The sequence below is a fragment of the Sulfitobacter sp. genome (assembly GCF_036961165.1).
Lineage (GTDB): Bacteria > Pseudomonadota > Alphaproteobacteria > Rhodobacterales > Rhodobacteraceae > Sulfitobacter.
In genome coordinates this window covers 120,410-146,146 of sequence record NZ_JBALVJ010000004.1, presented here as the reverse complement: position 1 = coordinate 146,146, position 25,737 = coordinate 120,410, and the positions used below count along the sequence as shown (strand labels likewise).

The window sequence follows — 25,737 nt, the reverse complement described above, 5'->3', positions numbered from 1 at the left end:
CCTGAAATCAGAGACGCCGCATGAAATCGGCGGACAACACCTTTGACAAACACCGTTTCCAAATCCGTCAATCCAGCAGGATACAGGACGGCCCCAGATCTTTGCGACGAAAACCACCATCAGAATTGCAGCAATTGCCAAACGCAACGGGCTGCCAATGCCAGTCACCAAGCTGAATGCCGACGCTGCGCTGGCGAAAAAAAAGGATGCCAGCCCTGTGTTCCACTTCCATTTTTTCCCCGATTCCTACCATGCAATCAACGCGGCGAAAGTAGCGGCAAAAATTAGATAGGGGAGATATGGTAGCAGAATGAAGAAAACGGTCCCAAAGAGAATATGGAAAATAAGGATCGGGGCTCCAAACCCATTGAGGTCGGTTGGCGTCAGACCAAGCGCTGTTTCATCGACGACCCCAAGCCACCACAGAAAAGAGGTCACGCAAATGATCAGGAGGTATTTTAAGGCTCGGTCAAAGGTCATTCAAACAGGTTCCGATTACTGTTTATCGACAACCCATAAACGAATTGCGGCACCAATTTGGCAATGATGTCAGTCACTCAGCGTCACCAGCGTTTTCGGGATGTCCTACCTCGCGAGGTGCCCTCGACCGATCTTCAAACTTTTTCCAGAGCGCTGTACCGTGAAAGAGCCACGGCCGATAGAGCACGCGCCTGGGATCCAAGGGGCGTCGGGACGTGGTCGTTATCTTCCGTGTATCCGCACCGAGGCGCATTGCCGGTGTGTTCATGACTGGTGTGTTTTTGCGGCGCTGAGGCGCCTCGCTAACAACTTCTGAACCCGGGCGCTTGATCGCCCGGAGTCCCCCTGTGGCAGCTTGTTGCTTGGACTCCTTGGCGTCATGTGCCGCATAGGGACGTTCTTCGAACCAGTTGTAGTAGATCCGATATATATTCAGGAAAGCAACGAGGACAGCCGGATTGAACGTGGCCCCGTTAATGAAGCTTGGTCCGTTCCGGGCAGACTTCCCGCCTGCGCGTTTGGTCGGATTGATACGTTCCCTCATTGAATTCATGAAAGCGGACACAGGCTGGATAGTCGCATTCAGGTAGCGTCGGGACAATGCAGCGAGCACATCTGGGTCTTGAGGCAGAACGTCAAAGGCAACGGGTTTGAGTTTGTCGCGATAGGCCTTCCGGATCACTGGAAACCCTACGGTCTTCCGTGTCTCGCCGCGCGTCTCGACCTCTGTTCGCACCCACAGTTGCGGGAACTGCCGGGATTGAAAGCTTACAATCGGGAAGGGGGAAATTTGCCCACCCCGTTCGACCCGATGCTGCGGTGACATCGTGCTGGCGCAAAACTTCTCCAGGAGTTCCCAGTTTGACAACTTAGAACGGGTCCCATGGCCTTTCTTGAAGCTCTCGAAAGATAGTTTGAAGCTCTCAAAGCGATGCCTAGCGTCTTTCAGGGGCCGACGCGGGGCTGACCGACAACGACTAGTCGAAGGGTGATTGCGGATAGCCAACGTGCGCCAGATAAAGTCCGTGCGGCGGACAGACAGGTCCGCAAGCAGCGCGGTCACGTGCTTCTAGCGCTGCCTGCACATCATCCGCTGTCATTGAGCCGCTGCCCACACGCTCCAACGTGCCAACAAAGCTGCGCACCTGATTGTGCAGGAACGAGCGGGCGCGCACATCGAAATGCACCTCTGTCCCGTGCGGTGTCTGAACCTCGGTGATCTCCAGCCGACTCAGCGTTTTGACAGGCGTGAGCGCCTGACAAATCGTGGAGCGGAAAGTGGTGAAGTCATGCTGCCCCAATAACCGGCTCGCGGCTTCTTGCATTGCAGTCACATCCAGCTGGTTCTTCACTTGCCAGACATAGCCCCTTTGATGGGTCGCGGGGGCGCGGCGCGTCAGGATGCGGAATAGATAGCGCCGCTCTAGCGCGGAAAAACGCGCGTGGAATTCATCTGTCACCGCCACGCAGCGCATGATTGCAACTGGATGGGGCTTGAGATGGTAATTGACCGCTTCGGACAGGCGGAAGGGTTCCCAGTCACGCTCCATATCGCAATGGGCCACCTGTCCTAACGCGTGTACGCCAGTGTCCGTGCGCCCTGCAGCGGCGATTTTGTGGGTACGCGGCTCGATCTTGGCAAGGGCGTCTTCAATCGCGCCCTGAACCGATGCAAGCGACGTCTGGCGTTGCCAGCCATGGAACGGCGCGCCGTCATATTCAACCTGAAGAGCGTATCTGGGCATAAAAGGGGCTTTATCGCGGGGGCAGGCCTGTGGCAATCCCTGCATAAGCGACCTATGTAGGGTGCGGTAAAGAGGGCAGGGCGCGCGTGGTACTATCTCAAATCGCTGACGGGATCTGGCGACAGGTCGAAGCCGTGCAGGACACGGTGTCCGAGACATTCTTCGAGCCGGTGATCCGGCTGGGCGTCACGGGGCTGGCGCGTTCAGGCAAGACGGTGTTCATCACTTCGTTGGTGGCCAACCTGATCGACCGTGGACGCATGCCGGGCCTAGTGGCCGCAGGTGAGGGGCGGATCGAGGCCGCGTTCTTGCAGCCGCAACCCGATGATACCATTCCGCGTTTCGAGTATGAGGCGCATATGGCCGCGCTGACGGATAAGACGCCGCATTGGCCCGACAGCACCCGCGCCGTGTCGGAATTGCGGCTAAGCCTGCGGGTGCGGCCCAAGGGGCTGCTGTCAGGTCTGCAAGGGCCGCGCACGATACATCTCGATATTGTGGACTACCCCGGCGAATGGTTGTTGGATTTGGGCCTGCTGGATATCAGCTATGATGAATGGAGCGCGCAGACCCTCGGGCGGATCGCCCCACGCACGCAGGCGCAGGCGTATCTGGCGCTGGTCGAAGCAACCGATCCACAGGCGCCGCTGGCCGAGCCTCAGGCCAAAGCACTGGCCGAGGCCTTTGCGAGATACCTTAAACAAGCGCGCAGCGACGGGTTTTCAGATTGTACGCCGGGCCGGTTCTTGCTGCCCGGTGATCTGGCAGGCTCGCCTGTGCTGACATTTGCGCCGCTGCCTGCGGTCGACGGCGATGCGCGCAAAAGCCTGCGCCGTGAGATGGCGCGCCGGTTTGAAGCCTACAAGCGCGAAGTCGTTAAGCCCTTCTTCCGCGATCATTTCGCGCGCATTGATCGGCAGGTCGTGCTGGTGGACGCGCTGGGCGCGATCAACGCAGGCCCGCCCGCCGTCGAAGACCTGCGCGCCGCCATGAGCGAGACCCTAAGCGCGTTCCGGCCCGGCAGTAACAATTTCCTCAGCGGGCTGTTTCGGGGCCGACGGGTAGAAAAAATCCTTTTTGCAGCGACCAAAGCTGACCACCTGCACCACAGCCAGCACGCACAGTTGACCGCCATCATGGAGGCACTCACCCGCGAGGCGTGCGAACGTGCGCGTTTTGCGGGTGCGCAAACGCAGGCGCTGGCGATTGCATCGTTGCGTGCCACCACCGAAGACACGATGACTCATGAGGGCACGGCCCTTGATGTGGTGCGTGGCACTTTGCTGGATAGTGGCAAACAGGCGGCGTTCTACCCCGGTGACTTGCCTGATGATCCGGCCCATCTGCTCAGCCCTGCGCGGTCGGGTGCCACACAATGGCTTGACGCGGACTATAAGATCATGCGCTTTGCACCGGCACAATTAACCTTGCGCCCGGGAGACGGACCTCCACACATCCGCCTTGATCGCGCAGCAGAATTTTTGATCGGAGACCGGCTATGAGCGCTGTTGTGATCCGCCCCGCACGTTCCTTGGATGCGGGCAAGCTTGGCGATATCCTTGCGGCTGCGAACGGACAATTCGAATGGCTCCCACGGCTTTATTCCTCCGCCGAAGAGATCATGCTGATCGGCGACATGATTGATGCCGGCTGGGTGCGGGTGGCCTATGTAGACGATATGCTTGCAGGCTTCATCGCCCGCAAGGGGACCGAAATTCTTGCGCTTTGCCTGCGCCCGCATTTGCAAGGCCAAGGGATCGCCCGCGCGCTGATGCGCGACGCGCAGCGCAACGCCAAAAAACTCGGGTTGTGGAGCTATCAGGCCAATGACCGCGCCACGTTTTTTTATGAAAAAGGCGGGTTCAAAGAAATCACGCGCACGGATGGGGCGGGCAATGATGCCTATCTGCCCGATATCCGATATGAATGGTACAAGGAGGCTGCCTGATGGCCAAAGGCCCAGTCCTGTTCGACCTTGATGCTGACACCGGTGCGCGGCCCTCTGTGGCCGATGCGCCTGCGGTGGTGGACCTGCCGACGCAGGACGCGCCTCAGGGACAGGCGATGCAGATCGCCGCACGTTTGGCCGCCCGCAAACCATCGTTGTTGAGCCGTCTGTTCTGGGGCTTGGGTTCTGTGTTGGTCGGGGCCTTTATATCGCTGGCGGCATGGACCTTTGTCACCGACTTGATGGTCCGCTATCCCCTGCTGGGGACAGCCATGGCTGTCCTGCTATTGGCATTCTTGTTGGTTTTGGCGTTGGTCGCCCTGCGCGAATTGGCCACCTTTGGCCGTCTCGGGCGGTTGGATAGCCTGCGCCACAGTGCCGTTCAGGCATTGGCGCACGAAGACCTGAAGGCCGCGCGGGATGTAACGGACCGTCTGGTGCTTCTTTACAAAGGACGTGAGGATACCCGCTGGGGCCGTGACCGTTTGGCGGAGCTGCGGACAGATCAGTTGGACGCGGCAGGCTTGTTAGCTGTGGCTGAGAAAGAGGTGCTTGCACCGCTTGATCTTGCGGCGCAGCGCGAAGTTGAGGCCGCCGCGCGGCAGGTGGCCACGGTGACGGCATTGGTACCGCTGGCCTTGGCGGATGTGGCCGCAGCGCTCACTTCGAACTTGCGGATGATCCGGCGCATCGCCGAGGTCTATGGCGGACGCTCCGGCTTTTTCGGCAGCTGGCGTCTGACCCGCGCAGTGCTGTCGCATCTGATAGCCACGGGAGCTGTCGCGGTTGGCGATGACATGCTTGAGCCGATCCTTGGCGGTTCATTGCTGGGCAAGCTTAGCCGACGTTTCGGCGAGGGGCTGGTGAATGGTGCGCTGACCGCCCGCGTGGGCGTGGCCGCGATGGAGGTCTGCCGACCATTGCCTTTCACCTCAGCCCAACGGCCCAAGGTGCGCACCATCATCACCCGCAGCCTTGGCGGTCTGTTTGGAAAAGGCAGCAAAGAAAACTGAGGTTTTCCTTACTGTGCTTCCCTTAACGCCATCGCTAAGGTTACTGAAAACTCAAGATAATGTGCGGAGTATATGCATATAGACGGTCTTTTCGTCATTTTGGCGCTCGTGGTTCTGGCGATCCCTGTCACGCTGGTTGCATTGGTCATCGGACAGTCCGGATTGCGCAACAGGCTTGCTGATGCTGAAAGCCAAATCAGGAAGTTACAGCGCTCTCTTGATGCTGCAGGCGCTATGCGGGAAAATCTATCGACCACTCCGGCAGATGTCGTTGAGCCGCCAGAGCAGGTGACTGCCACACTGCCCGAAACTGAGGCGCAGAAACCCCCTGAGCCCGCGCCGGCATCACGGTCCAAAGCGCAAAGCGCGCCGCCGCCTCTTGTCCAATCACCACCAAGCGCCCCTCGATCGCCGTCTCCAATTGCCCAAGCGCTTGCAGATTTCGGACCTTGGCTCCAGCAGAACTGGTTTTACGCTGTCTCTGCTGCGTCGCTTGCCTTGGCGGGGATATTCCTGGTGCAATACGGCATGGAGAACGGACTGCTGCCACCGCGCGCGCGGGTTGCTGCGGCATTGGCCTTTGGCGCGGCGCTCATTGGTGTGGGTGAATATATCCGCTGTAGATTTGGTGATGGGGCGCAATCTGCTTCGGCTTATCTGCCGTCCGTGTTTTCGGGTGCGGGGATCGTCACGTTGTTTGGCGGCATCCTGTCTGCGCGTATGCTCTATGATCTGATCGGGGGTGGCGCGGCCATGGTGGGTATGGTTGGCGTGGCGTTCATTGCCGTTGTTCTGGGCTGGATGCACGGCCCGCTTTTGGTTGCGGTTGGCGTGATCGGCGCCTATGGCGCACCGGTGGTGCTCGGCAGTACCAACACTGACGCCAGCCCACTGTTTGGCTATTTCGCCATTGTGGCGGTGCTGGGGCTTGGCGTGGACACGATCCGCCGCTGGGGCTGGATTGCGGCGCTGACACTGGTGCTGGCCTACATCATGGGTTTCTCCATTCTGCTCGGCGGCGGTGGGGCGACTTCTTGGACAGGTCAACTCTATTTCTTTGCACTGCCGCTTCTGGCGATCCTGATCCCTGCGCGTAGTTTTGCGCCGGACCATGCCGGACCGCCAGCGCTGCTGGGGATTCTGGGCCGAATGACATTAGGCGCAAAAGAGCGCGGCGTTGCGTGGCCCACTTTCCCGACGCTGCTGGCGTTCGCTAGTGTTGCGGCAAGTTGTTTCATCCTGCTTATGATGTGGAAACCGGGCGAGGCAGAAATCTGGCTCAGCGTAGGCCTGCTGGCAGTTCTGGCGGCTGCACTTCTCATGTGGTCGCACCGTGCGCCCGCTTTGCAGGATGTGGCGCTGCTGCCTATGGCTGCGTTGCTCCTGTCGGTTTTTGCTCAGGCCGAGAACCGGCGCGTGAGCTATAGAAACTTCGCTGAGACCTTCAGCGAAAATCCCGAAGCTGCCTTTCCTTGGGTGATTACGGTGTTGGTCGTTCTGGCTGCGGGGCTGTCCGTGCTGGCGCTGTGGCGCGCCCTGCGCGGTGGCCGGTTTGGCGTAATCTGGGCGGCAGTGGCGGCAGTTTTTGCCCCTGCTATGGCAATCGTCCTTGAAATGGGATGGCAGCCTGCGTCGGTGATTGGCGCTTACCCGTGGGCGCTGCATGCCGCCGGTCTTGCCGTTCTAATGGCCGTCTTTGCAGAGCGGTTGGCCCGCGCCGATGGCGAGGCCCGCTTGCGGGTAAGTTTTGCAGTGATGTCGGCACTGGCTTGCATGGCATTTGCCTTTGTTATTGTACTGAGCGCAGTCGCGTTGACAGTGGCCCTTGCGGTGACGGTGGTTGCTGCCGCTGCACTTGATCGCAAGTGGAACCTGCCGCAAAGGGGGTGGTTCATTGCGGTTGGTGTGGTCACGTTGGGCTACCGGTTGGTGGTTGATCCGGGTCTCGATTATGCGGGCAGCGGTCCGTTGCCGGGGGTATTGCTGGCGTATGTCGGGACGTTTGCGGCTTTTGTCGCCTCGCTTTGGCTACTGCGCCCGTTGGAGCGGCCTAGTGCCAAGATCATGCTGGATTCCGCGGCGTGGTCCACAGCGGGCCTGACCGTTAGCATTCTGTTGCTGCGCTGGATCGACCGCGAGATTGGTGAGAGCTTTATCAACACGCACTGGAGCCTCGGCCTGAATGCCGCGATCTGGTTGGGGTTGGCGCTGGCACAAGTGCAACGCTCGGACGGGCAGACCAACGGCTTGCTGGCGCAGGTGCGCTGGGGACTGGCCGCGCTGTTTACTTTATTCGGGGCAGGGGCGCTGCTGGCTGCCTTGACCGAGGCAAACCCGCTGTTTGCGCGCTTTGTTCTCTACCCGCCACTGGGTGAGGGGCCGCAACCTGAGCATGTGTTTGGTCTCGTCGTGTTTAACACGCTGGCGGCGGCTTACTTGATGCCTGCGCTCGTTTTACTGGCAGGTGCATGGCGGCTGCAACGGCTCGACCGTGTCCTGCGGCTGGCGCTTACGACTGTTGGCGGCGGGCTCGCAGTCTTCTGGGCATTCACGGTGATCCGGCATTTCTGGCAAGGCGGCACGCAGATGCCTTTGTCGTGGAATATCTCTCAGCCTGAGCAGTATACCTACACCATCGTCTTACTTATGTCGGGCGCGACGCTGTTCTACCAATCTCTGGCGCGCCGCACTGCGTTGCTCCGCAAGGCGGGGCTGGTGGTGATCGGGTTGGCTGTGGCTAAGGTGTTCTTTTTTGATATCAGCGATCTGGGCGGCCTAACGCGGGTGTTTTCGTTTCTTGCTCTAGGGCTTGCGCTTGCGGCGCTGGCTTGGCTCAACCGTTGGGCGCAAGAGCGTGACAAGGCCGAGCGGGCGGGCAGCACACCACCGACGCTGCCACCTGCGCCGGAGTAGCCAAGACAGGCTTGCTCCCCTCACGGAGCGGGCCTATAAGCCTCACCAAGATGACAGTACAACTGATCATACAGCGAATTACTTCCCCGGCGCTCAGCCAGTCCTGAGCCGCCGGGCAAAGGTGTTTGAGCAGCTCGCACCGACCCCATATCCCCAGACATTGCCTATGACAAAGGACGCCCTCATGTGCGCCGAGACCCCCGACTATAAATCCACACTGAACCTGCCTAAAACCGATTTCCCCATGCGCGCTGGCCTGCCCAAGCGGGAGCCAGCGTGGCTGGAGCGTTGGGAAGAGATGGGTATCTATGACCGCCTGCGCGAAAAGACCGGACGCGAATCCTTTACGCTGCATGACGGCCCTCCCTATGCGAACGGGCATCTGCACATCGGCCACGCGCTGAACAAGACAATCAAAGACATGATCGTGCGCTCCCACCAGATGATGGGCTTTGATGCGCGCTATATCCCTGGGTGGGATTGCCACGGCCTGCCCATCGAATGGAAGATCGAAGAGCAGTACCGCAAAAACGGCCGCGACAAGGATCAGGTGCCAATCAATGAATTCCGCGGCGAATGTCGCAGCTTTGCGGAAGGCTGGGTCGACATCCAGCGTGAGGAGTTCAAACGCCTTGGCATCACCGGCAACTGGAAGAACCCCTATCTGACAATGGACTTCCACGCCGAGCGTGTGATCGCCGAAGAGTTCATGAAGTTCCTCATGACAGGCACGCTCTATCAAGGTTCCAAGCCTGTGATGTGGTCACCGGTCGAGCAGACTGCGCTGGCCGAGGCCGAGGTCGAGTACCACGATAAAGACAGCTTTACGGTTTGGGTTAAGTTCGAGGTTGTTGGTGGTGGTGATCTGGAAGGATCCAAAGTTGTGATCTGGACCACAACGCCTTGGACCATGCCGTCCAACAAGGCTGTCGTCTATGGCGCTGGCATCTCTTACGGCCTGTATGAGATTACAGCGACACCGGACGAATGCTGGGCAAACGTTGGCGACCGCTATCTGCTGGCCGACAATCTGGCCGCGAATGTTCTGGGCCGGGCGCGCCTTGAGGAAGGGCAGTGGACCCGTGTCCGCGATGTCACCAACGCCGAGCTGGAAACCATTAGCCTCAAGCACCCGCTGGCGGGCGCCGAGGGTGGCAACGGCGAGTGGGACGATCTGCGTGACTTCCGCGCGGCGGACTTCGTGACCGACACCGAAGGTACAGGTTTCGTGCACTGCGCGCCTTCACACGGTCTGGAAGAATATGACCTCTACCGTGAACTGGGCATGCTGGAGCAGGTGATCACCTACAACGTGATGCCAGATGGCCGCTACCGTGACGATCTGCCGTTCTTTGGCGGCAAGGCGATCCTCAAGCCGAACGGTAAAGAGGGTAACGCGAACAGCGCTGTGATCGACAAATTGGTCGAGGTTGGCGGCCTGCTGGCCCGTGGCAAGATCAAGCACAGCTATCCGCACAGCTGGCGCTCCAAAGCGCCGGTGATCTACCGCAACACGCCGCAGTGGTTTGCTGCCATCGACCGCCCCGTTGGCGACGGTCAGGACCAGTTTGGCAAGACCATCCGCGAACGTGCGTTGACCGAAATCGACAATGTCAAATGGACGCCAAAATCGGGCCGCAACCGTCTGTATGCGATGATGGAGGCGCGCCCCGACTGGGTGCTGTCGCGCCAGCGCGCATGGGGCGTTCCGCTGACGTGTTTCACGCTCAAAGGCACGCTGCCGGCAGACGCCAACTTCTTGCTGCGCAACGAAGAGGTGAACAAACGCATCGTTGAGGCGTTCGAGGCGGAAGGTGCTGACGCATGGTATGAGGAAGGCGCAAAAGAGCGCTTCCTTGGCGGCGTGGTCAATCCTGACGATTACGAACAGGTCATGGATATTCTTGATGTGTGGTTCGACTCCGGTTCGACCCACGCCTTTACTCTGCGCGACCGCGAAGATGGCTCGGATGACGGGATCGCGGATGTTTATATGGAAGGGACCGACCAACACCGTGGCTGGTTTCATTCGTCCCTGCTGCAATCGTGCGGGACTTATGGCCGCGCGCCTTACCGTCAGGTGGTGACACACGGGTTCACGCTGGATGCGAAGGGCATGAAGATGTCCAAATCCATCGGCAACACCATCGTACCGCAAAAGATCGTGGACCAATACGGCGCGGATATCCTGCGTTTGTGGGTGGCTCAGACCGATTACACTAATGACCAGAGGATCGGGGACGAGATCCTGAAAGGCACGGCAGACAGCTACCGCCGTCTGCGCAACACGATGCGCTACATGCTTGGCTCGCTGCCTGATTTCGATGCGTCAACAGCTGTTTCGCACGAAAAGATGCCAGAGCTAGAGCAGCTCATGCTGCACAAGCTGGTGGTGCTTGATGGCGTGGTGCGTGATGGCTTCACGCGCTTTGATTTCCAAGGCGTGTTCCGCGCGATCTTTGACTTTGCCACGCTTGATCTGTCCTCGTTCTACTTCGATATCCGCAAGGATGCGCTGTATTGCGATGGCGATACGCCACGCCGTCTGGCAGCACTCACCGTGCTGGACCACCTCTATACGCGCCTGACCACATGGCTTGCACCGATCCTGCCATTCACCATGGAAGAGGTCTGGCTTGAGCGGAACAGCGCGGACACATCTGTGCATCTGGTCGATTTCCCCGCCACACCGGCAGAGTGGCGTAATGACGAATTGGCTGCACGCTCTGACAAAGTGCGCACAGTGCGCCGGGTTGTCACCGGCGCGCTGGAAGAACAGCGGACCGCCAAAGTCATCGGCTCTTCATTGGAAGCGGGTCCAACGGTTTACCTGTCATCCGAACTGGCACAGATCGTCACGAACCCCGACACTTTTGCGGATCTATGCATCACAAGTCAGATCACAATCGTCGAGGGTGATGCACCGGAAGGCGCATTCACCCTTAATGAAGTCAAAGGTGTCGGCGTGAGCTTTGTCAAAGCGGAGGGCGAGAAATGCGCGCGCTGCTGGAAAGTGCTGCCTGATGTGGGCACTCATTCCCATGAGGCCGTTTGCGCCCGCTGCTACGAAGCGATGTAATATAGAAATAGACACGGGGCAGGTCATAAGATCTGCCCCGCGTTCTTTGTGCATCATCCGGATTGAGCCTTTACCGCTTAAGCCGCATAATGCCCGCATGAAAACATGCACCGTTTCCACACAATTCGGCAGCCTCGTCCTTGTTGAGGAAGAGGGTCGTATCACCTCCCTGAGTTGGGGGCGCGGCTCTGGCGAGGATAGCACGGAACTGCTTGAGGAGGCCCGCCGCCAATTGCGGGCCTATGACGCAGGCAAGCTTGAGGTGTTCGACTTGCCTCTGCATGTGCGCGGCTCGGACTTCCAGCGCGCGGTTTGCACTGCCATGTCCGCTATCCCGTTCGGAGAGACCTGCACTTACGGCGATATCTCGCACCAGCTTGGCGCGCTGGCTCAGGCAGTTGGTCAGGCATGCGGAGGCAATCCCATTCCAGTGATTATTCCGTGCCACCGCGTTATGGGCGCCAAAGGGCTGACCGGGTTTTCAGGAGCAGGAGGGGTGGAGACAAAAGTCACCCTGTTGCGCCATGAAGGCGCAGGCGGTTTTTTGATCTAGATATCGCGACCGTCAAACAGGATTTGCTGCGCAAAACCGGCGAGCAGCAAGTAGATCGAGGTCACAACCAGTCCCCATTGTGCCCAGCTTTCGGGATGGAAATTCACTAAGGCTGCCCAACCGGCAAAGAATGTCCACGCCAGTGCCATTGGCAGCGTGACTGTGCGCCAGCGTTCAGTGCGCACTGGATGCACGAATTTGATAGGGACAAACATGGTGATCGAAAGGAATGTCACCAGCACAAGGCTGATGTACCACGGGATGCCCAGTGCAAAGATAACAAGAACCAGCATATTCCAGCATCCCGGAAAGCCGGAAAAGGAGTTATCTTTTGTTTTCATGCGGGTATCCGCGAAATACAGCGCGCTTGCAAAGGTGACGATGATGATCATCAGCCACCCGCTCCACCCGTCCATCAGGCCCGATTTGAACAGGGCAAAGGCGGGAATGAAGACGTAAGTCAGATAGTCGATGATCAGATCAAGTAAAACGCCGTCAAACTCGGGCGCGTTGGTCTTTACGTTGTATTTACGTGCTAGCGGCCCGTCGATCCCGTCCACAAAGAAGGCGATCACCAGCCATAAGAACATCAGATCGTATTTTGCCTCTGTGGCTGCCAGCATGGCGAGCATGGCGAAAACGGCACCTGTTGCAGTGAGAAGGTGAACGGCGAGGGCTTTTTTTTGCTTTGTCATAGGGGTGTCTCGCAAATCGGGCTGCATCAATCAAATGGAAAACGGATCAGGCGCGCGGATGGGCGCTGTTGTAGACTTCCATCAGGCGAAGTGTGTCTACGGCGGTGTAGGCTTGGGTCGTCGAAAGAGAGGCGTGGCCCAGTAATTCTTGAATGGCACGTAGATCACCGCCGGCATCCAGCAAATGGGTGGCAAAGCTGTGGCGCATCGCGTGTGGGGTCGCACTTGCGGGCAGGCCAAGTTGCATGCGCGCACTGGCCATGACCTTCTGGATCGCTCCAGCGGATAGCTTCCCGCCGCGCACGCCGCGAAACAGGGGTGCCTTTGGGCCGCTCGCATGCGGGCAGGCCTTTAAATAGGTATCAACCGCATCGCGGGCGGCTGGCAGTACAGGCACAACGCGTTCTTTGCCACCCTTACCAGTGATGCGTAGCACCTGCGGCAATGGTGCATCGGCGCCTGTCAGTCCCAATGCTTCGGATATCCGCAGGCCGCAGCCCCACAGCAGGGTCAGCACGGCAACATCACGCGCCGCAACCCATGGGGCGCGTGCCTGAGTCTCAACACAGTCGATCAATTCGCGCGCTGCATCAATCGCCAGAGGCCGCGGCAGTTTCTTGGTGAACTTCGGGGCACGAGTGGACAAAACGGCGGTCGGCTCGAACCCCTCCCGCTCTGCTAGCCAGCGGTAGAATGCTTTTACAGCCGAGAGTTTGCGCGCAAGGCTGCGTGGGCCGACGCCTGTGCCACGGGTTTGGGCCATCCATGCGCGCATGTCGCTAACGGTGATCTTTGCCAGGGCGCCCAGACCATGCGGCGTGCCGTGATGCACGCTGATAAAGGCCAGAAATTCGGTCACATCGCCGCGGTAAGCAGTCAATGTGTTTTCAGCAGCCCCTTTCAGGGCACGCTGATGATCCAGCCATGTTTGCAAGGCGTCGCGCGCCGCGGCGCTGATGGCAAGGGTGCTTGCCGGATCGCTCAAGACAGCCATCGGCGCATAGAGCGCTCGAATATGCCGGTGAAAAACGCCAGCAGGTCCGTGCCTTGTTGCGGGCCGAACATATGCGGGTCCTCGGCGCCCATTACCAGCATGCCGGGCAGGCGACCTGCGCCAAAGTCCAGCTTTAGACACGCTTCAGAGCGGATCCATTCGGCATTGGGTCCGTAAATATGATCAGACGCGTCTTGAACCGACCGCAGGGTGACCTGCCGTACGGTGCCACCGCGCCCTTGGGTCAGGTAGCGGTCGATAAATCCGGGCTCTGCCACGCTCAATACGGCACCGAGGCGCTGCACGGCTGGATCAGTATCGTTCTGAACTGATTCCAGCACCAGCTTGACCGCATCCACGCGCAAAATCTCGGCCACTTCGCCACCCAGATCACGCAGGAAAGTTTCGAATTCGACCGGATCAAGCATCCGCAGGATGGCGCGGTGGATCTGGTTGGTGCCTGCAAGGTTTTCATAGGCGGCGGCGATGACGCTGCGGTGGGTATCTTCAAGGCGGTCAAGCCGCGTCTCCAGCCGTTCCATCGCGATGCCGCGCAGATCGACGATATTACCGCCCATCGCTTTCTCATTGGCCGCAATCAGCGCCTGCATGAGATCATTGTCATCCAGAATCACATCGGGTTGCGAAATGATCGCCTCACGAAGGGCGTCTTCAATTTTTGGGCTGCTGCTCATGCTGCTCTCATCTTGTTTTGACTTTATATAGCACGGCAGATTTATCTTTTCTGCTCTTTTCTCCCCTGAGTGCAGGGGATCGTGCCAATTTTGCCGTGTGGGGGGAGGGCGCGCTGTCCATTCCCCTGATTTCTATGCGTCGCTTGGAGTAGGCTTGTACTATGGAACATGTACAAAGCAATATGCCCCAACAGCTTTTTCCGCTTAGCCCTGAACAGTTGCGCGCTCTTTTCGCCAGCAAGGCCTGAGAATAAGGGCGGCTGTCGTCAGAGCAGCCGTGGTTATCCAGCGTAAGGTGGGAAAAATCCGCGACAGGGCCGCTTGGCGGTTGGAATGGCGCGCAGGGCGGTTATGTTGGCCAGGCTGTAGCAGTCTAGATGCGGCCGCCGCTGCCCCCCGTTCCGCTCAGCCATAAGGATGCCCCCTTGGCGCAACAGATGTTCTTCGATGAAGGTGCGTTGGTCGCTGTGCTGACCACACAGCCGTTGGATCGTGCGCTTGATTACAAGGCGCCCGAAGGTGGCTGCCATCTGGGTGCGTTTGTCGAAGTGCCGCTGGGGCCACGCAAGGTCATCGGCGTTGTCTGGGGGCCGGGTCAGGGGGATTATGATTATAACAAGGTCCGCTCGGTCATGCGGGTGCTTGATGTCTCCCCCATGCGGGCCGAGATGGTCAGCTTTCTAGAGAAATCCGCCGCTTACACACTGACTCCGCTCAGTGCGATGCTGCGGCTGTGTACCCGTGCGCCGGGCTTGGGCGATCCGCCCTCGATGCGCAAAGTCTACCGGCGCGGCACAGGAGAGCCGGACCGTGCGACCAAGGCGCGCACGCAGGTGTTGGAGGCACTGGCCGAATACGGTGATCTTTCGTTCACGCTCAAGGAGCTGGCTGACATGGCTGGCGTCACGTCATCGGTTATCAAAGGGCTGGTGAAGCAGGACGTCGTACATGAAGAAGACAGCCCGCGTGATCTGCCCTATCCGCGCCTCGACCCTGCCTTGCCGAGCAAAGAGCTGAGCGCGGATCAGGAGGCTGGCGCAAAGATGCTGGCAGAGGGTGTCGCCTCAGGCAGCTACGGCACCACCTTGCTGCGCGGCGTCACCGGATCGGGTAAAACCGAAGTCTATTTGGAGGCTGTGGCCGCTGCCCTGCGGACCGGACGGCAAGCGCTGGTGCTGTTGCCTGAAATCGCGCTGACCTCCGAATTCCTGACCCGCGTTGAGGCGCGCTTTGGTGCGAAGCCGGCCGAATGGCACTCGGGTGCGACCATGACCGAGCGGCGGCGGATTTGGCGCATGGTCGGGCAGGGGCAGGCGCAGCTGGTGATCGGTGCGCGGTCGGCCCTGTTCTTGCCGTTCCAGAACCTTGGCCTGATCGTGGTCGATGAAGAACACGACACCTCCTATAAACAAGAAGACGGTGTGCTGTATAATGCGCGTGATATGGCGGTGCTGCGCGCCTCCATTTGCGGCGCGCATGTGGTGCTGGCCTCTGCCACGCCCAGCCTTGAAAGTTGGGCAAATGTGCAGGCAGGAAAATACGCCAAGCTTGAACTGACCTCGCGCTTTGGTCCTGCGGTGATGCCCGCCATGGGCACGATCGACATGCGCAGTGAGGGGCTGCCCTCTGACAGGTGGGTGTCGCCGACGCTCAAGAAAGAGGTGGATGCGCGGATGGCGCGCGGTGAACAGGCAATGTTGTTCATCAACCGTCGTGGGTACGCGCCGGTCACCCTGTGTCGGGCCTGCGGGCATCAGATAGCTTGCGACCACTGCGATGCGCGTATGGTTGAGCATCGGTTCCTCAAGTGTTTGATCTGCCACCAATGCGGCGAGAGCAAACCCATGCCAAAGGCATGTCCGTCGTGCGAGGCCGTGGACAAGCTGGCGGCAGTCGGCCCCGGAGTCGAACGGCTCGGCGAAGAGGCGGCAGCGCTTTGGCCAGAGGCGCGGATCGCCACGCTTAGCTCTGACATGTACGGATCGGCGCGTGCTTTGAAGGCAGAGATCGCGGGCATTGCCGAGGGGGCGGCGGATATCATCATCGGCACCCAACTGGTGGCGAAGGGGCATAACTTTCCCAAGCTGACGCTGGTTGGGGTGATTGACGCGGACCTTGGCTTGTCGGGCAGTGACCTGCGCGCGGCGGAACGCACGTTCCAGTTGATGCGGCAGGTGGCGGGGCGGGCAGGGCGTGCAGAAGCCCCCGGCGCGGCATTGTTGCAGACCTATCAACCCGACCATCCGGTAATCCGTGCGATTCTGGCGGGGGACGAGGAAGGCTTCTGGAAGGCCGAAGCTAAAGAGCGTGAACAGGCGGGCATGCCGCCCTATGGCAGGCTGGCGGGCATCATTATCAGCGGGCCAGATATTGCTGCGGTGTTCGAGGCGGGCAATCAACTGGCGCGCAATGACCGTGCGTTACGCGATGTTGGCGCACAGGTTTATGGTCCGGCGCCGGCGCCAATTGCACGGGTGCGCGGACGCCACCGCGTGCGGCTTTTGGTCAAGGCGGATAAAACCGTGGCCCTTCAACGTGCGCTGGCGAAATGGGTGAGTCAGATCAGGCTCAAGGGTGACTTACGGCTTGCTGTCGATATCGATCCGCAAAGCTTTTATTAAACCAAATTGAACTTTTCCCGTCTGCTTACGGGCAAACTTCTCTGACCCTGTGCGCGTCGCGGCGTCGTTCAAGACAGCGGCAAAATTGGTATCGCTTTTGGGAAGATGCGGGCGTAAAGCGGAGGGATGATAGAGTATTTGACCCTCGATGATGCCAAGGACCAACCAGTCTGGCGGCGTCCTATTGCGCTTTTGTTTGTGATGGCATTGGCCATGCCGATTGCGTTTTTCACATGGTACGCGCTGCTCAACAATTTTGTGAAAGAAGTGGCGCAGTTTGACGGGGCAGATATTGGCCTGCTGCACACAGTGCGCGAAATCCCCGGATTTCTGGCCTTTCTAGTGATTTTTCTGATCATTATCGTGCGGGAGCAGGTGTTGGGGCTTGTATCGCTTATCCTGCTGGGCGCCGCGACTGCGGTGACGGCATGGTTCCCGCAGCTTACGGGTATTATGATCCTCACGTTCCTCAGCTCCGTCGGGTTTCACTATTACGAGACGGTGAACCAGTCCTTGCAGCTGCAGTGGTTGCCGCGTGACCGTGCGCCGCAAATTTTGGGCTGGCTGATGGCCACAGGATCGGCTGCTACGTTTGTTGTGTATTTTGTGATCATGATCCTGTGGGAGCCGTTGGGCCTGACCTACAACACCGTCTTTATGGCAGGCGGCGGGATCACGATAGCGGCGGCGCTTTTTGCGCTGCTGGCCTTCCCACAATATGAAAGCCCGCATCCGCAGATCAAACGGCTGGTGCTGCGCAAGCGCTACTGGCTCTATTATGCGCTGCAATTCATGTCCGGCGCGCGGCGGCAGATCTTCATGGTTTTTGCCGGCTTTATGATGGTCGAAAAGTTTGGCTTTGCCGTGCATGAGGTGGCGGGGCTGTATCTGATCAACCTCGTACTCAACATGCTGATCGCGCCTATGCTGGGTCGGATTGTCGGCCGCTTTGGAGAGCGTAACGCGCTGTTGTTCGAGTACACCGGCTTGGTCTGTGTGTTCCTTGCTTACGGCGGTGTGTACTTCTTTGACTGGGGATTTCAGATTGCGGCAACGCTGTATGTGCTAGACCATATGTTCTTTGGACTGGCTCTGGCGTTGAAAACCTACTTCCAGAAGATCGGCGCGCCGGGAGATATGGCGCCCACGGCGGCGGTTGCCTTTACCATCAATCACATCGCAGCCGTGTTCTTGCCGGTGACGCTCGGGTTGTTGTGGCTGGTATCGCCTGCGGCCGTGTTCATTCTGGCGGCGGGTATGGCGTTTGTGTCGTTCCTGCTGGCCACGTTGATCCCGCGCCATCCGGACGCGGGCAATGAGACCGTCTTTGTCGCGCGCAGGCTGAAAGCGGCTGAGTGAGCGCGCAAGGCCGCTTCCTCACAGGGTCCACATTGGGGCATGTGGTGCGGATGACGGCTACGGGCGCGCTTGGGATCAAGTTTGTATTTATAGTTGATGCGGCGAATTTGCTGTGAGTATCCCAGTTGGGCGACAAGCAGTTGGTGGCGGCAATTGGTTTCGCCTATGCGGTCCAGGTTTTCTCGGTTTCCGTGGCTGTGGGTCTGATGATCGCCGCGACTGCCGTGGTCTCCCGATCTATCGGTGCGGGTGATCGTGAAAAAGGCGCGGCGGCAGGCTGGCGCTGCGGTGGTGATCGCGGCCAGTACACTGGTTGTCGTAGCCGCCCTGATCGTTGCGTTCTGGCATCAACTGGTCGGCTATGCCGGCGCGCAGGGAGAGACCGCAAGGCTGGCCGCGCGCTACCTTGCGATCACCATTCCTTCCCTTGTTCCAATGTCAGCGGCACTGGTGATGTCGGGCACCTTGCGTGCGGATGGCTACGGGGCAAAGGCGATGTATATCACGCTTTTTCCGGCATGGTTCTGTTGGTGATTGATCCCTTCCTGATCTTTTATTGGGGCTGGGGGTTGGACGGGGCAGCCATCGGCCTTGTCCTGTTTCGCTTTGCGTTGCTGGCGTTGGCGGTACGTTTTGCCATCTATGAGATGCATTTGGTGGACACGCCGCGCCTGAGCACTTTGCGCAACATCGGCGCGCCCTTCGTCGCAGTGGCGATGCCGGCGATAGCGACGCAGATGAGCACGCCTGTCGGCAACTATCTCCTCACTATCGTTATGGCACCCTTTGGCGATGACGCTGTAGCGGCGTGGGCGGTTGTCGGGCGGCTGACCGTGGTGGCGTTCGGAGGCATCTTCGCGCTGTCAGGTGCGATCAGCGGGATCTTTGGCCAGAACTTTGGCGCGGGTCAACTGGACCGCGTGCGCAGTACCTATCGCGATGCGCTTATTTTCTGCTTTCTATATACTCTGGTTGCTTGGGGCCTATTCGTAGCGCTGGTTCCATACATCATCGCAGCTTTTGGCCTGACAGGGCAGGGCGCGGAGGTGCTGCGGGCCTTCGCCCAGATTGGCGTGGGCGGGTTTATCTTCTTCGGTGCGCTGTTTGTCTCTAACGCCGCATTTAACAACCTTGGCAAGCCTGCGCGCTCAACACTGATGAACTGGACCAAGGATGGCGTGCTCAGCAGGCCCGCCGCGCTGTGGTTCTCTGGCATGTTTGGGACCGCGGGCGTGATATACGGACAGGCAGCAGCGGGGATCACCGTGGGCGCGCTTTCCGCGACTTGGGGGTGGTTCTATGTGAAGGGGCTGAAGGTCGATGCGCCGGAAGCCCTTGACGTCACACCGCCGCCCCCATACCCGAACCTTGACAGACACAGGAGCCGATAGATGCCTACCTTTACCGCACTGACCACGCTGACCGGCCGCGAGCCAGCCTACAAACTGGGCGAAGCGATGGAGGGCATGACGCCTGAACCTACAGGTGTTGGTGTATTCGAGATGGAAGACGGCTCGGGCCTGTGGGAAGTTGGTGGCTATTTCGAGGAAGATCCCGACGCGATGGCGCTGGCGGTTTTGGCAGCCGCGATGGGCGCGAAAGCGTTTGTTGTCTCGGAGCTGCCTGAAACCGATTGGGTCGCGCATGTGCGCCGTGAGCTTGCTCCGGTCGAGGCAGGGCGTTTCTTTGTCTATGGCAGCCATGACGCGGATAAAGTGCCTGCCGACTGTGAGCCGTTGCTGATTGAGGCCGCAATGGCCTTTGGCACCGGTCACCATGGCACCACTTTAGGCTGTCTGCGCGCGCTTGACCGTTTGGCAAAGGACGGTTTTGTCGGACGCCGCGTTATCGACATTGGTTGCGGAACCGCAGTGCTGGCGATGGCGGCTGCGCGGATCTGGGAAGGTCCGGTTCTGGCGTCAGACATTGACGAAGTTGCTGTTGATGTGGCGCAGGCCAATGTTGTGGCCAACAACCTTGAAGGCCGCGTGAGCTGTGTCGAGGCGGCAGGCTTTGACCATCCCGCGCTGGCGCAGGCCGCCCCATTTGATCTGGTGTTCGCGAACATCCTGAAAGGGCCACTTATTGCGCTTGCACCAGACATGGCGGACGTTATGGCGCCCGAAGGCTATGCGATTCTATCTGGCATCCTGAACGAGCAGGCTGACGAGGTGATCAAGGTTTATGCACAATCTGGCATCAATCTGCATCACCGCGAAAGCATTGGTGACTGGACGACGATAGTGTTGCGGAGAATGACCTAGAATATAACCCATTTGAGTTCATTTCGCCTCATTTGCCCCATTTCCGCCACATTTCTTGGTTAGGAATATCTTAACAACGGTGGGGGCTGTTGTTGAGAAAGACCACTGTCATGGTTTACACACGAGAAGATTTTGGTACGCGTTTGAACAACGTGGATGGAAAGCGATCCAAGTTGCTTCGCCGCGGTTACACCACGCGTGTTGATAAGAACGGCATCATCATTGCAAAGCAAAAGGCGATGAGGTTGCGGCTGCCTGTAAAGGGCGCATTCCTGACGGTTCTGTGCTTTCTGTGCTTCAAAGCCTTCATGCTCTTTGCAAATGGCGCTGAAACCTACAATTACCGCCTTGAAACCCTGCAGAGCGGCTCGATCGTCGAGCAGTGGGGTGCTGTAGCTTTGGCCGTTGATCCAGCGACACAATTCATCGCGGATCAGCTAGCATACCTGATTAACTAATTTACGATTTGCCAATGCGGCAGGCTTCCCGGGGGGGTGTGCCGGCCGCATCGGATTAGTGCGCGTGTATAGTTTGCGCAAAAAGAATGGCCGCGCCGGATATTTCCCGACGCGGCCTATTTGATTTCTGGTCTCATGTCCCTTGACCGTACGGGACGGTCTGTAGAAAATGCGAAACCGCCAATATCCCGCAATGCTAGGCGTTTGCGAGAACTTTGGCGATTTTTCGTTTATCAGCAGTGTCTGTATCCGCCTCAGCGGATCAGGGCGCTGCGAGCTACGGAGTCGATATCGCCACGCTCAAGGCCGATGTCGGCCAGCTCGCGGTCGGTCAGACCTGCCAGCGCTTTGCTGGTGATGCGGGCACCATTCCATCCGCGCACTCTGTTTGTCATGTCGGCAACAAATGCGCATGCACGGTTTGCGAAGGATGCAACACCATAGGTGGTGCGGGAGGTGTCAAAAGCAGCCATTGGAGCCGTCCTTTTATGTGAGAGTTTTTGCTGACTTCTTCAGCGTTCTGATGTCCAAATAGGCAGAGTGAGAACTTCAGGCAAGGGACAGACGTGCACAGCTGCTATGCGTTTTCTGCATGGCAGCATTCAAGGCCTAACTTACCGATCTTTACGGTGAAATTTGAGTGGAGACAATGTCGTTTTCCGCCTATGGGATGGTGTATTTTGCTGCACTGCAGCGTTTGTGGTTCGAAAGCGACCTATTGTCGGTCGCAAGCGGAGGCTGAGCGGAAAGAAGTAGGCAATGTTCGCGTTTCGTGCTACTGCACCCAAAAAGCAACAATATCGAGAGGCATGGGTGGATGATCAGGGTAATCGGCATTGATCCGGGACTGAGAAACATGGGTTGGGGCGTCATCGACGTGGCCGGTAGCAAGCTTAGCCATGTGGCGAATGGCATCTGCCATTCAGAGACGGGGATGGAGCTTGCCCAGCGGCTGCTCACGTTGCATGCGCAATTGACGCGTGTTTTTGTCACCTATCGGCCCCAAACTGCGGCGGTAGAGCATACATTCGTCAACAAGGACGGCGTTGCGACGCTCAAACTGGGGCAGGCGCGGGGGATTGCCCTGCTGGTACCTGCGCAGATGGGGCTGACGGTGGGTGAATACGCGCCCAATAACGTGAAAAAGACGGTTGTGGGCGTGGGGCACGCCGACAAGGGACAGATAGCCCATATGGTGCGGATGCAATTGCCCGGTGTGCAATTCGAGGGGCCGGATGCCGCAGATGCTTTGGCGATTGCCATCACTCACGCTCATCATGGCGGCGCATCCAGCTACGCCGCAGCAGTCGCGAGGGCGAGCGCATGATCGGAAAGATAACCGGACGTATCGAATATCGCGCGCCGGATCACGTGCTGATCGATGTGCGCGGCGTTGGCTACCTTGTCTATTGTTCGGACAGGACTTTGGCAGGATTGCCGGGCGTCGGCGAAGTTGCGGCGGTCTATACCGACCTGCTGGTGCGCGAGGATCTGATGCAACTCTTCGGCTTTACCACGCTGGCAGAGAAGGAATGGCATCGCTTGCTAACATCGGTGCAAGGCGTCGGCGCGAAAGCGTCGCTTGCGATTCTAGGCGCGCTTGGCCCTGATGGCGTCAGCCGCGCGATTGCGCTGGGTGACTGGAACGCTGTGAAGGTGGCGAAGGGTATTGGTCCAAAGATTGCGCAGCGCGTGGTGCTGGACCTGAAAGACAAGGCGCCTGCGATGATGGCAATGGGGGGCACGGTCGCGCAAGCGATGGGTGACGCAGAAGCAGAAGTGATAGAGACGCCAACACCGCGCCGCGCTCCTGTGGAAGCGCCTAATGCCAGCGCCCAGTCAGAGGCGCTGTCGGCGCTGTCCAATCTGGGATACGGTCCCGGTGATGCAGCCGGAGCAGTTGCGCGCGCAGCTGGTGAGGCGCCTGACGCGGATACGCCCACGTTGATCCGTGCGGCGTTGAAACTTCTGGCACCTAAAGAGTAATGTACGCTGATCAGGCCCTTGGGGCTTTCTTCGCTTGGGGGCGGCATGATTGATAGTGATCCGATAGTTCGACCCGAAGGGATGCCGGGGGACTTTGACCGCGCTTTGCGTCCGCAGATGCTGGATGAATTCGTGGGGCAGGCGGAAGCGCGCGCCAACCTCAAGGTGTTTATCCAAAGCGCCAAACAGCGCGAGGAAGCCATGGATCACACGCTGTTCCACGGCCCTCCGGGCCTTGGCAAGACGACATTGGCGCAGATCATGGCGCGAGAGTTGGGCGTGGGATTCCGGATGACATCAGGTCCGGTTCTGGCAAAAGCTGGCGATCTGGCGGCGATCCTGACCAACCTTGAAGCGCGGGACGTGCTATTTATTGACGAGATTCACAGGCTCAATCCTGCGGTGGAAGAAGTCTTGTATCCCGCGCTAGAGGATTTCGAGCTGGATCTGGTCATCGGTGAAGGCCCTGCGGCACGCACCGTGCGGATCGAATTGCAGCCCTTTACGCTGGTGGGGGCCACAACCCGGATGGGATTGCTGACAACGCCCCTGCGTGACCGCTTTGGCATTCCGACAAGGTTGCAGTTCTACACCGAGGATGAACTTTTTATCATCGTGGAACGCAATGCTCGCAAATTGGGTGCCCCTGCGGACGAAGGCGGCGCCCGCGAGATCGCCAAGCGCGCGCGCGGCACGCCGCGGATTGCGGGGCGTCTGCTGCGCCGTGTCGTGGACTTTGCCGTGGTTGAAGGTGACGGTCGCGTGACCCGCGCACTGGCGGATATGGCGCTGACACGTTTGGGTGTGGACCATCTGGGGCTGGATGGCGCTGATCGCCGTTATCTGAAGCTAATTGCCGAGAATTATCAGGGCGGCCCTGTCGGGATCGAGACGATGTCAGCGGCGTTGTCCGAATCCCGCGATTCTTTGGAAGAAGTGATCGAGCCGTTCTTGTTGCAACAAGGGTTGATCCAGCGCACACCGCGCGGGCGGATGCTGGCCCAGAAGGCGTGGGTGCATTTGGGAATGCAGCCGCCAAAACGGGATTCAGGCTTGTTTGGCTGATGGTGTGATTTGCATGTTTTTGACCAAAAGAAATAGGGTTTGGTAGAGAATGGAACCGGAACAGATTGAAGCGCTGTTTACGCGTGAAGACGGGCAATTTGTATTTGCACGCTGGGGGCGGCCGATTGCACCTGTGGTGTTTGGCGTACAGGAAGAGACCTTGGAGGTGGTCAAAGGCGCGCTTGAGGCAGTAGCGGCATTGGCCGGACACAAGATGGCCGAAACGGATATGGAGCTTGGCTCTAATCTGATGGTATTTTTCTTCGAGCAATGGGCTGAGTTGCTGGATGTGCCGGGGATGGATCGGTTGGTGCCTGAACTGGACGGCTTGGTGGCGAAACTCACGATGATCGACGCGAACCAGTACAGGTTTTTTCGCTTCGATGAGACCGGGGCGATCAAGGCATGCTTTGTGTTTCTGCGCATGGACGCGCATCTGAGCGCTGTGTCGGCGCAAACACTGGCGCTGAGCCAGATTGTGCAATCCTATCTGTTGTGGTCCGATACGGCCTTCCGTGATCAATCGCCCTTGGCGGTGGCTGGGGAAACCACAATCTTGCGGCCCGATGTGGCAGGGTTGATCCGTGCGGCCTATGATCCGGTGTTACCACCGGCCGCGATGGACAGCAGCCATGCGCTGCGGTTGTATGCGCGGATGCAGGCAGGAGGCGTTCAATGATCCACCGTAAAGAAATCCGCGTCTATTACGAAGACACCGACATGGCGGGCATCGTTTATTACGCCAACTATCTCCGCTATATTGAGCGCGCGCGCAGTGATTGGGTGCGTGAGGTCGGCATTGACCAGCTTGCGATGAAAGAGGCAGGTGTCGTCTTCGCCGTAAGGCGCGTCGAGGCGGATTACGTGAGCCCTGCGCGCTTTGACGACGTGTTGGAGGTGCGCACAACCTTGGACAGCCTGAGCTCTGCGCGCATGGTGATGGCGCAAGAGGTCTGGCGCGGTGATGCGCTGATTTTCACTGCAAAAGTGCTGATTGTCTGTATTGGTTCCAGCGGAAAACCGGTCCGTCTTCCGGCGGAATGTCGCCTGCTGGAAACGTGAACAGGCAGGGCTGCGCTTGGCCCTCGCTTTTTACCTTGCGCTGGGATAGATTCTCCCCAAATGGAGCCTGAGAACAGGCCCGACCGAGGCAGAAGAGTAGAGCACAAACATGCAGACAGCATTGATCGCGGCCGAAATTGGCGGCAGCATTACCGTATGGGGCATGTTTGCCCAGGCGACGTTCACCGTAAAGCTGGTGATGTTGGCCCTTGTGGCGGCAAGCTTTTGGACATGGTCCATCATCGTCCAGAAAACCATTCAGTATCGCGCGGCCAAACGTGAGGCCGAAGAGTTCGACCGGGCCTTCTGGTCCGGTGAACCTTTGGACGGGTTGTTTGACCAGATCGGGTCGGAGCCAGAGGGCGCAGCGCAAAAGATTTTCGCCGCTGGCATGATCGAATGGCGCCGCTCGCACCGCGAAGACGGCGGTCTTATTCCCGGCGCCACAGCACGCATCGACCGCTCGATGGATGTGGCCATCGCGAAAGAGGCAGAGCGTCTGCAAAAGGGGCTGCCGGTGTTGGCCACCACAGGTTCAACCGCGCCGTTTGTCGGGCTTTTCGGGACGGTGTTCGGTATCATGAACGCATTTATCGAGATTGCAGAGCAACAGAACACTAACCTTGCCGTGGTAGCCCCAGGTATCGCCGAGGCGTTGCTTGCCACGGGTTTGGGCTTGATGGCTGCGATCCCGGCGGTTGTATTCTACAACAAGCTCAATTCAGACAGCGACAGGATCCTTGGCGGGTATGAGGCATTTGCCGACGAGTTCGCCACCATCCTCAGCCGCCAACTGGATTCCTGAGC

The 25,737-nt window shown here is 58.9% G+C and carries 23 protein-coding genes; 18 read left to right on the top strand and 5 right to left on the bottom strand.

Features of this window, described 5'->3' with window-relative positions; translation table 11 throughout:
* Positions 1-1,457: 1,457 nt before the first annotated feature.
* Complete coding sequence (truA, locus tag V7730_RS04080; RefSeq protein ID WP_335746308.1) at positions 1,458-2,225, bottom strand: tRNA pseudouridine(38-40) synthase TruA; 768 nt, start codon at positions 2,223-2,225, stop codon at positions 1,458-1,460.
* Positions 2,226-2,311: 86 nt separating this feature from the next.
* Between truA and V7730_RS04075 the strand changes: the two genes are divergently transcribed.
* The 6 genes from V7730_RS04075 to V7730_RS04050 all read left to right on the top strand — a co-directional run bounded on the left by V7730_RS04075 (position 2,312) and on the right by V7730_RS04050 (position 11,731).
* Positions 2,312-3,727, top strand: coding sequence for a YcjX family protein (locus V7730_RS04075; RefSeq protein WP_335746307.1), 1,416 nt, complete (start codon positions 2,312-2,314; stop codon positions 3,725-3,727).
* Positions 3,724-4,173, top strand: a complete 450-nt coding sequence (locus tag V7730_RS04070) for a GNAT family N-acetyltransferase (RefSeq protein ID WP_335746306.1) — start codon at positions 3,724-3,726, stop codon at positions 4,171-4,173. The genes V7730_RS04075 and V7730_RS04070 overlap by 4 nt, the downstream gene beginning before the upstream one ends.
* Positions 4,173-5,186 (top strand): YcjF family protein, encoded by a 1,014-nt coding sequence (locus V7730_RS04065; RefSeq protein ID WP_335746305.1) that lies wholly within the window; start codon positions 4,173-4,175, stop codon positions 5,184-5,186. Before V7730_RS04070 ends, V7730_RS04065 begins: the two co-directional genes overlap by 1 nt.
* Before the next feature lie 72 nt (positions 5,187-5,258).
* Positions 5,259-8,099 carry a DUF2339 domain-containing protein gene (locus V7730_RS04060; protein WP_335746304.1) on the top strand — a complete coding sequence of 947 codons (2,841 nt, stop codon included), beginning with the start codon at positions 5,259-5,261 and terminating at the stop codon, positions 8,097-8,099.
* Positions 8,100-8,283: 184 nt separating this feature from the next.
* Positions 8,284-11,178, top strand: coding sequence for an isoleucine--tRNA ligase (gene ileS / locus V7730_RS04055; RefSeq protein WP_335746303.1), 2,895 nt, complete (start codon positions 8,284-8,286; stop codon positions 11,176-11,178).
* A 97-nt stretch (positions 11,179-11,275) separates the two neighbouring features.
* A complete protein-coding gene (locus V7730_RS04050; RefSeq protein ID WP_335746302.1) occupies positions 11,276-11,731 on the top strand; it encodes a methylated-DNA--[protein]-cysteine S-methyltransferase in 456 nt (151 codons plus the stop codon).
* Here V7730_RS04050 and V7730_RS04045 read toward each other — a convergent pair.
* The 3 genes from V7730_RS04045 to V7730_RS04035 are packed head-to-tail and all read right to left on the bottom strand — an operon-like array spanning position 11,728 to position 14,115.
* Positions 11,728-12,426, bottom strand: coding sequence for a CDP-alcohol phosphatidyltransferase family protein (locus V7730_RS04045; protein ID WP_335746301.1), 699 nt, complete (start codon positions 12,424-12,426; stop codon positions 11,728-11,730). The genes V7730_RS04050 and V7730_RS04045 overlap by 4 nt on opposite strands.
* Before the next feature lie 46 nt (positions 12,427-12,472).
* The gene (locus V7730_RS04040) at positions 12,473-13,420 is read right to left on the bottom strand and encodes a tyrosine recombinase XerC (RefSeq protein WP_335746300.1); all 948 of its coding nucleotides are present in this window, start codon (positions 13,418-13,420) and stop codon (positions 12,473-12,475) included.
* Positions 13,408-14,115, bottom strand: coding sequence for a DUF484 family protein (locus V7730_RS04035; RefSeq protein WP_335746299.1), 708 nt, complete (start codon positions 14,113-14,115; stop codon positions 13,408-13,410). Before V7730_RS04035 ends, V7730_RS04040 begins: the two co-directional genes overlap by 13 nt.
* Positions 14,116-14,552: 437 nt before the next feature.
* Between V7730_RS04035 and V7730_RS04030 the strand changes: the two genes are divergently transcribed.
* From V7730_RS04030 to V7730_RS04005, 6 genes are all read left to right on the top strand, one after another.
* Complete coding sequence (locus V7730_RS04030) at positions 14,553-16,736, top strand: primosomal protein N' (RefSeq protein WP_335746317.1); 2,184 nt, start codon at positions 14,553-14,555, stop codon at positions 16,734-16,736.
* A 126-nt stretch (positions 16,737-16,862) separates the two neighbouring features.
* Positions 16,863-18,095, top strand: coding sequence for an MFS transporter (locus V7730_RS04025; RefSeq protein WP_335746298.1), 1,233 nt, complete (start codon positions 16,863-16,865; stop codon positions 18,093-18,095).
* 255 nt (positions 18,096-18,350) lie between these two features.
* A complete protein-coding gene (locus V7730_RS04020; protein WP_335746297.1) occupies positions 18,351-18,629 on the top strand; it encodes an MATE family efflux transporter in 279 nt (92 codons plus the stop codon).
* Positions 18,626-19,486 (top strand): MATE family efflux transporter, encoded by an 861-nt coding sequence (locus V7730_RS04015; protein ID WP_335746296.1) that lies wholly within the window; start codon positions 18,626-18,628, stop codon positions 19,484-19,486. Before V7730_RS04020 ends, V7730_RS04015 begins: the two co-directional genes overlap by 4 nt.
* The gene (locus tag V7730_RS04010) at positions 19,487-20,359 is read left to right on the top strand and encodes a 50S ribosomal protein L11 methyltransferase (RefSeq protein WP_335746295.1); all 873 of its coding nucleotides are present in this window, start codon (positions 19,487-19,489) and stop codon (positions 20,357-20,359) included.
* Positions 20,360-20,469: 110 nt separating this feature from the next.
* Positions 20,470-20,817 carry a hypothetical protein gene (locus V7730_RS04005; RefSeq protein WP_335746294.1) on the top strand — a complete coding sequence of 116 codons (348 nt, stop codon included), beginning with the start codon at positions 20,470-20,472 and terminating at the stop codon, positions 20,815-20,817.
* A 254-nt stretch (positions 20,818-21,071) separates the two neighbouring features.
* On the opposite strand, the gene V7730_RS04000 is transcribed toward V7730_RS04005, so the two are convergent.
* Positions 21,072-21,290, bottom strand: coding sequence for a DUF1127 domain-containing protein (locus V7730_RS04000; protein ID WP_335746293.1), 219 nt, complete (start codon positions 21,288-21,290; stop codon positions 21,072-21,074).
* Between the two features lie 347 nt (positions 21,291-21,637).
* Here V7730_RS04000 and ruvC point away from each other — a divergent pair, with 347 nt between their 5' ends.
* From ruvC to tolQ, 6 genes are all read left to right on the top strand, one after another.
* Complete coding sequence (ruvC, locus tag V7730_RS03995; RefSeq protein WP_335746316.1) at positions 21,638-22,144, top strand: crossover junction endodeoxyribonuclease RuvC; 507 nt, start codon at positions 21,638-21,640, stop codon at positions 22,142-22,144.
* Positions 22,141-22,803: a Holliday junction branch migration protein RuvA gene (ruvA, locus tag V7730_RS03990; protein WP_335746292.1), complete on the top strand. Its 663-nt coding sequence runs from the start codon at positions 22,141-22,143 to the stop codon at positions 22,801-22,803. The genes ruvC and ruvA overlap by 4 nt, the downstream gene beginning before the upstream one ends.
* A 45-nt stretch (positions 22,804-22,848) precedes the next feature.
* On the top strand, positions 22,849-23,868 hold the full coding sequence (gene ruvB / locus V7730_RS03985) for a Holliday junction branch migration DNA helicase RuvB (protein WP_335746291.1): 1,020 nt from the start codon (positions 22,849-22,851) through the stop codon (positions 23,866-23,868).
* Between the two features lie 49 nt (positions 23,869-23,917).
* Positions 23,918-24,547, top strand: a complete 630-nt coding sequence (locus tag V7730_RS03980; RefSeq protein ID WP_335746290.1) for a hypothetical protein — start codon at positions 23,918-23,920, stop codon at positions 24,545-24,547.
* Entirely contained in the window at positions 24,544-24,930 is a 387-nt protein-coding gene (ybgC, locus tag V7730_RS03975) for a tol-pal system-associated acyl-CoA thioesterase (RefSeq protein WP_335746289.1), read from the top strand. The genes V7730_RS03980 and ybgC overlap by 4 nt, the downstream gene beginning before the upstream one ends.
* A gap of 109 nt (positions 24,931-25,039) precedes the next feature.
* A complete protein-coding gene (gene tolQ, locus V7730_RS03970) occupies positions 25,040-25,735 on the top strand; it encodes a protein TolQ (protein ID WP_335746288.1) in 696 nt (231 codons plus the stop codon).
* Positions 25,736-25,737: the final 2 nt, after the last annotated feature.

Excerpts from the sequence above, each read along its gene's own strand:
- V7730_RS03980 (WP_335746290.1), top strand. The coding sequence starts at position 23,918 with ATGGAACCGGAACAGATTGAAGCGCTGTTTACGCGTGAAGACGGGCAA.
- V7730_RS04010 (WP_335746295.1), top strand. The coding sequence starts at position 19,487 with ATGCCTACCTTTACCGCACTGACCACGCTGACCGGCCGCGAGCCAGCC.
- truA (WP_335746308.1), bottom strand. The coding sequence starts at position 2,225 with ATGCCCAGATACGCTCTTCAGGTTGAATATGACGGCGCGCCGTTCCAT.
- tolQ (WP_335746288.1), top strand. The coding sequence starts at position 25,040 with ATGCAGACAGCATTGATCGCGGCCGAAATTGGCGGCAGCATTACCGTA.
- V7730_RS04025 (WP_335746298.1), top strand. The coding sequence starts at position 16,863 with ATGATAGAGTATTTGACCCTCGATGATGCCAAGGACCAACCAGTCTGG.
- V7730_RS04005 (WP_335746294.1), top strand. The coding sequence starts at position 20,470 with ATGGTTTACACACGAGAAGATTTTGGTACGCGTTTGAACAACGTGGAT.
- ruvA (WP_335746292.1), top strand. The coding sequence starts at position 22,141 with ATGATCGGAAAGATAACCGGACGTATCGAATATCGCGCGCCGGATCAC.
- V7730_RS04035 (WP_335746299.1), bottom strand. The coding sequence starts at position 14,115 with ATGAGCAGCAGCCCAAAAATTGAAGACGCCCTTCGTGAGGCGATCATT.
- V7730_RS04070 (WP_335746306.1), top strand. The coding sequence starts at position 3,724 with ATGAGCGCTGTTGTGATCCGCCCCGCACGTTCCTTGGATGCGGGCAAG.
- V7730_RS04040 (WP_335746300.1), bottom strand. The coding sequence starts at position 13,420 with ATGGCTGTCTTGAGCGATCCGGCAAGCACCCTTGCCATCAGCGCCGCG.
- V7730_RS04030 (WP_335746317.1), top strand. The coding sequence starts at position 14,553 with ATGTTCTTCGATGAAGGTGCGTTGGTCGCTGTGCTGACCACACAGCCG.
- V7730_RS04000 (WP_335746293.1), bottom strand. The coding sequence starts at position 21,290 with ATGGCTGCTTTTGACACCTCCCGCACCACCTATGGTGTTGCATCCTTC.
- ileS (WP_335746303.1), top strand. The coding sequence starts at position 8,284 with ATGTGCGCCGAGACCCCCGACTATAAATCCACACTGAACCTGCCTAAA.
- V7730_RS04060 (WP_335746304.1), top strand. The coding sequence starts at position 5,259 with ATGCATATAGACGGTCTTTTCGTCATTTTGGCGCTCGTGGTTCTGGCG.
- V7730_RS04050 (WP_335746302.1), top strand. The coding sequence starts at position 11,276 with ATGAAAACATGCACCGTTTCCACACAATTCGGCAGCCTCGTCCTTGTT.
- ruvB (WP_335746291.1), top strand. The coding sequence starts at position 22,849 with ATGATTGATAGTGATCCGATAGTTCGACCCGAAGGGATGCCGGGGGAC.
- ybgC (WP_335746289.1), top strand. The coding sequence starts at position 24,544 with ATGATCCACCGTAAAGAAATCCGCGTCTATTACGAAGACACCGACATG.
- V7730_RS04065 (WP_335746305.1), top strand. The coding sequence starts at position 4,173 with ATGGCCAAAGGCCCAGTCCTGTTCGACCTTGATGCTGACACCGGTGCG.
- V7730_RS04045 (WP_335746301.1), bottom strand. The coding sequence starts at position 12,426 with ATGACAAAGCAAAAAAAAGCCCTCGCCGTTCACCTTCTCACTGCAACA.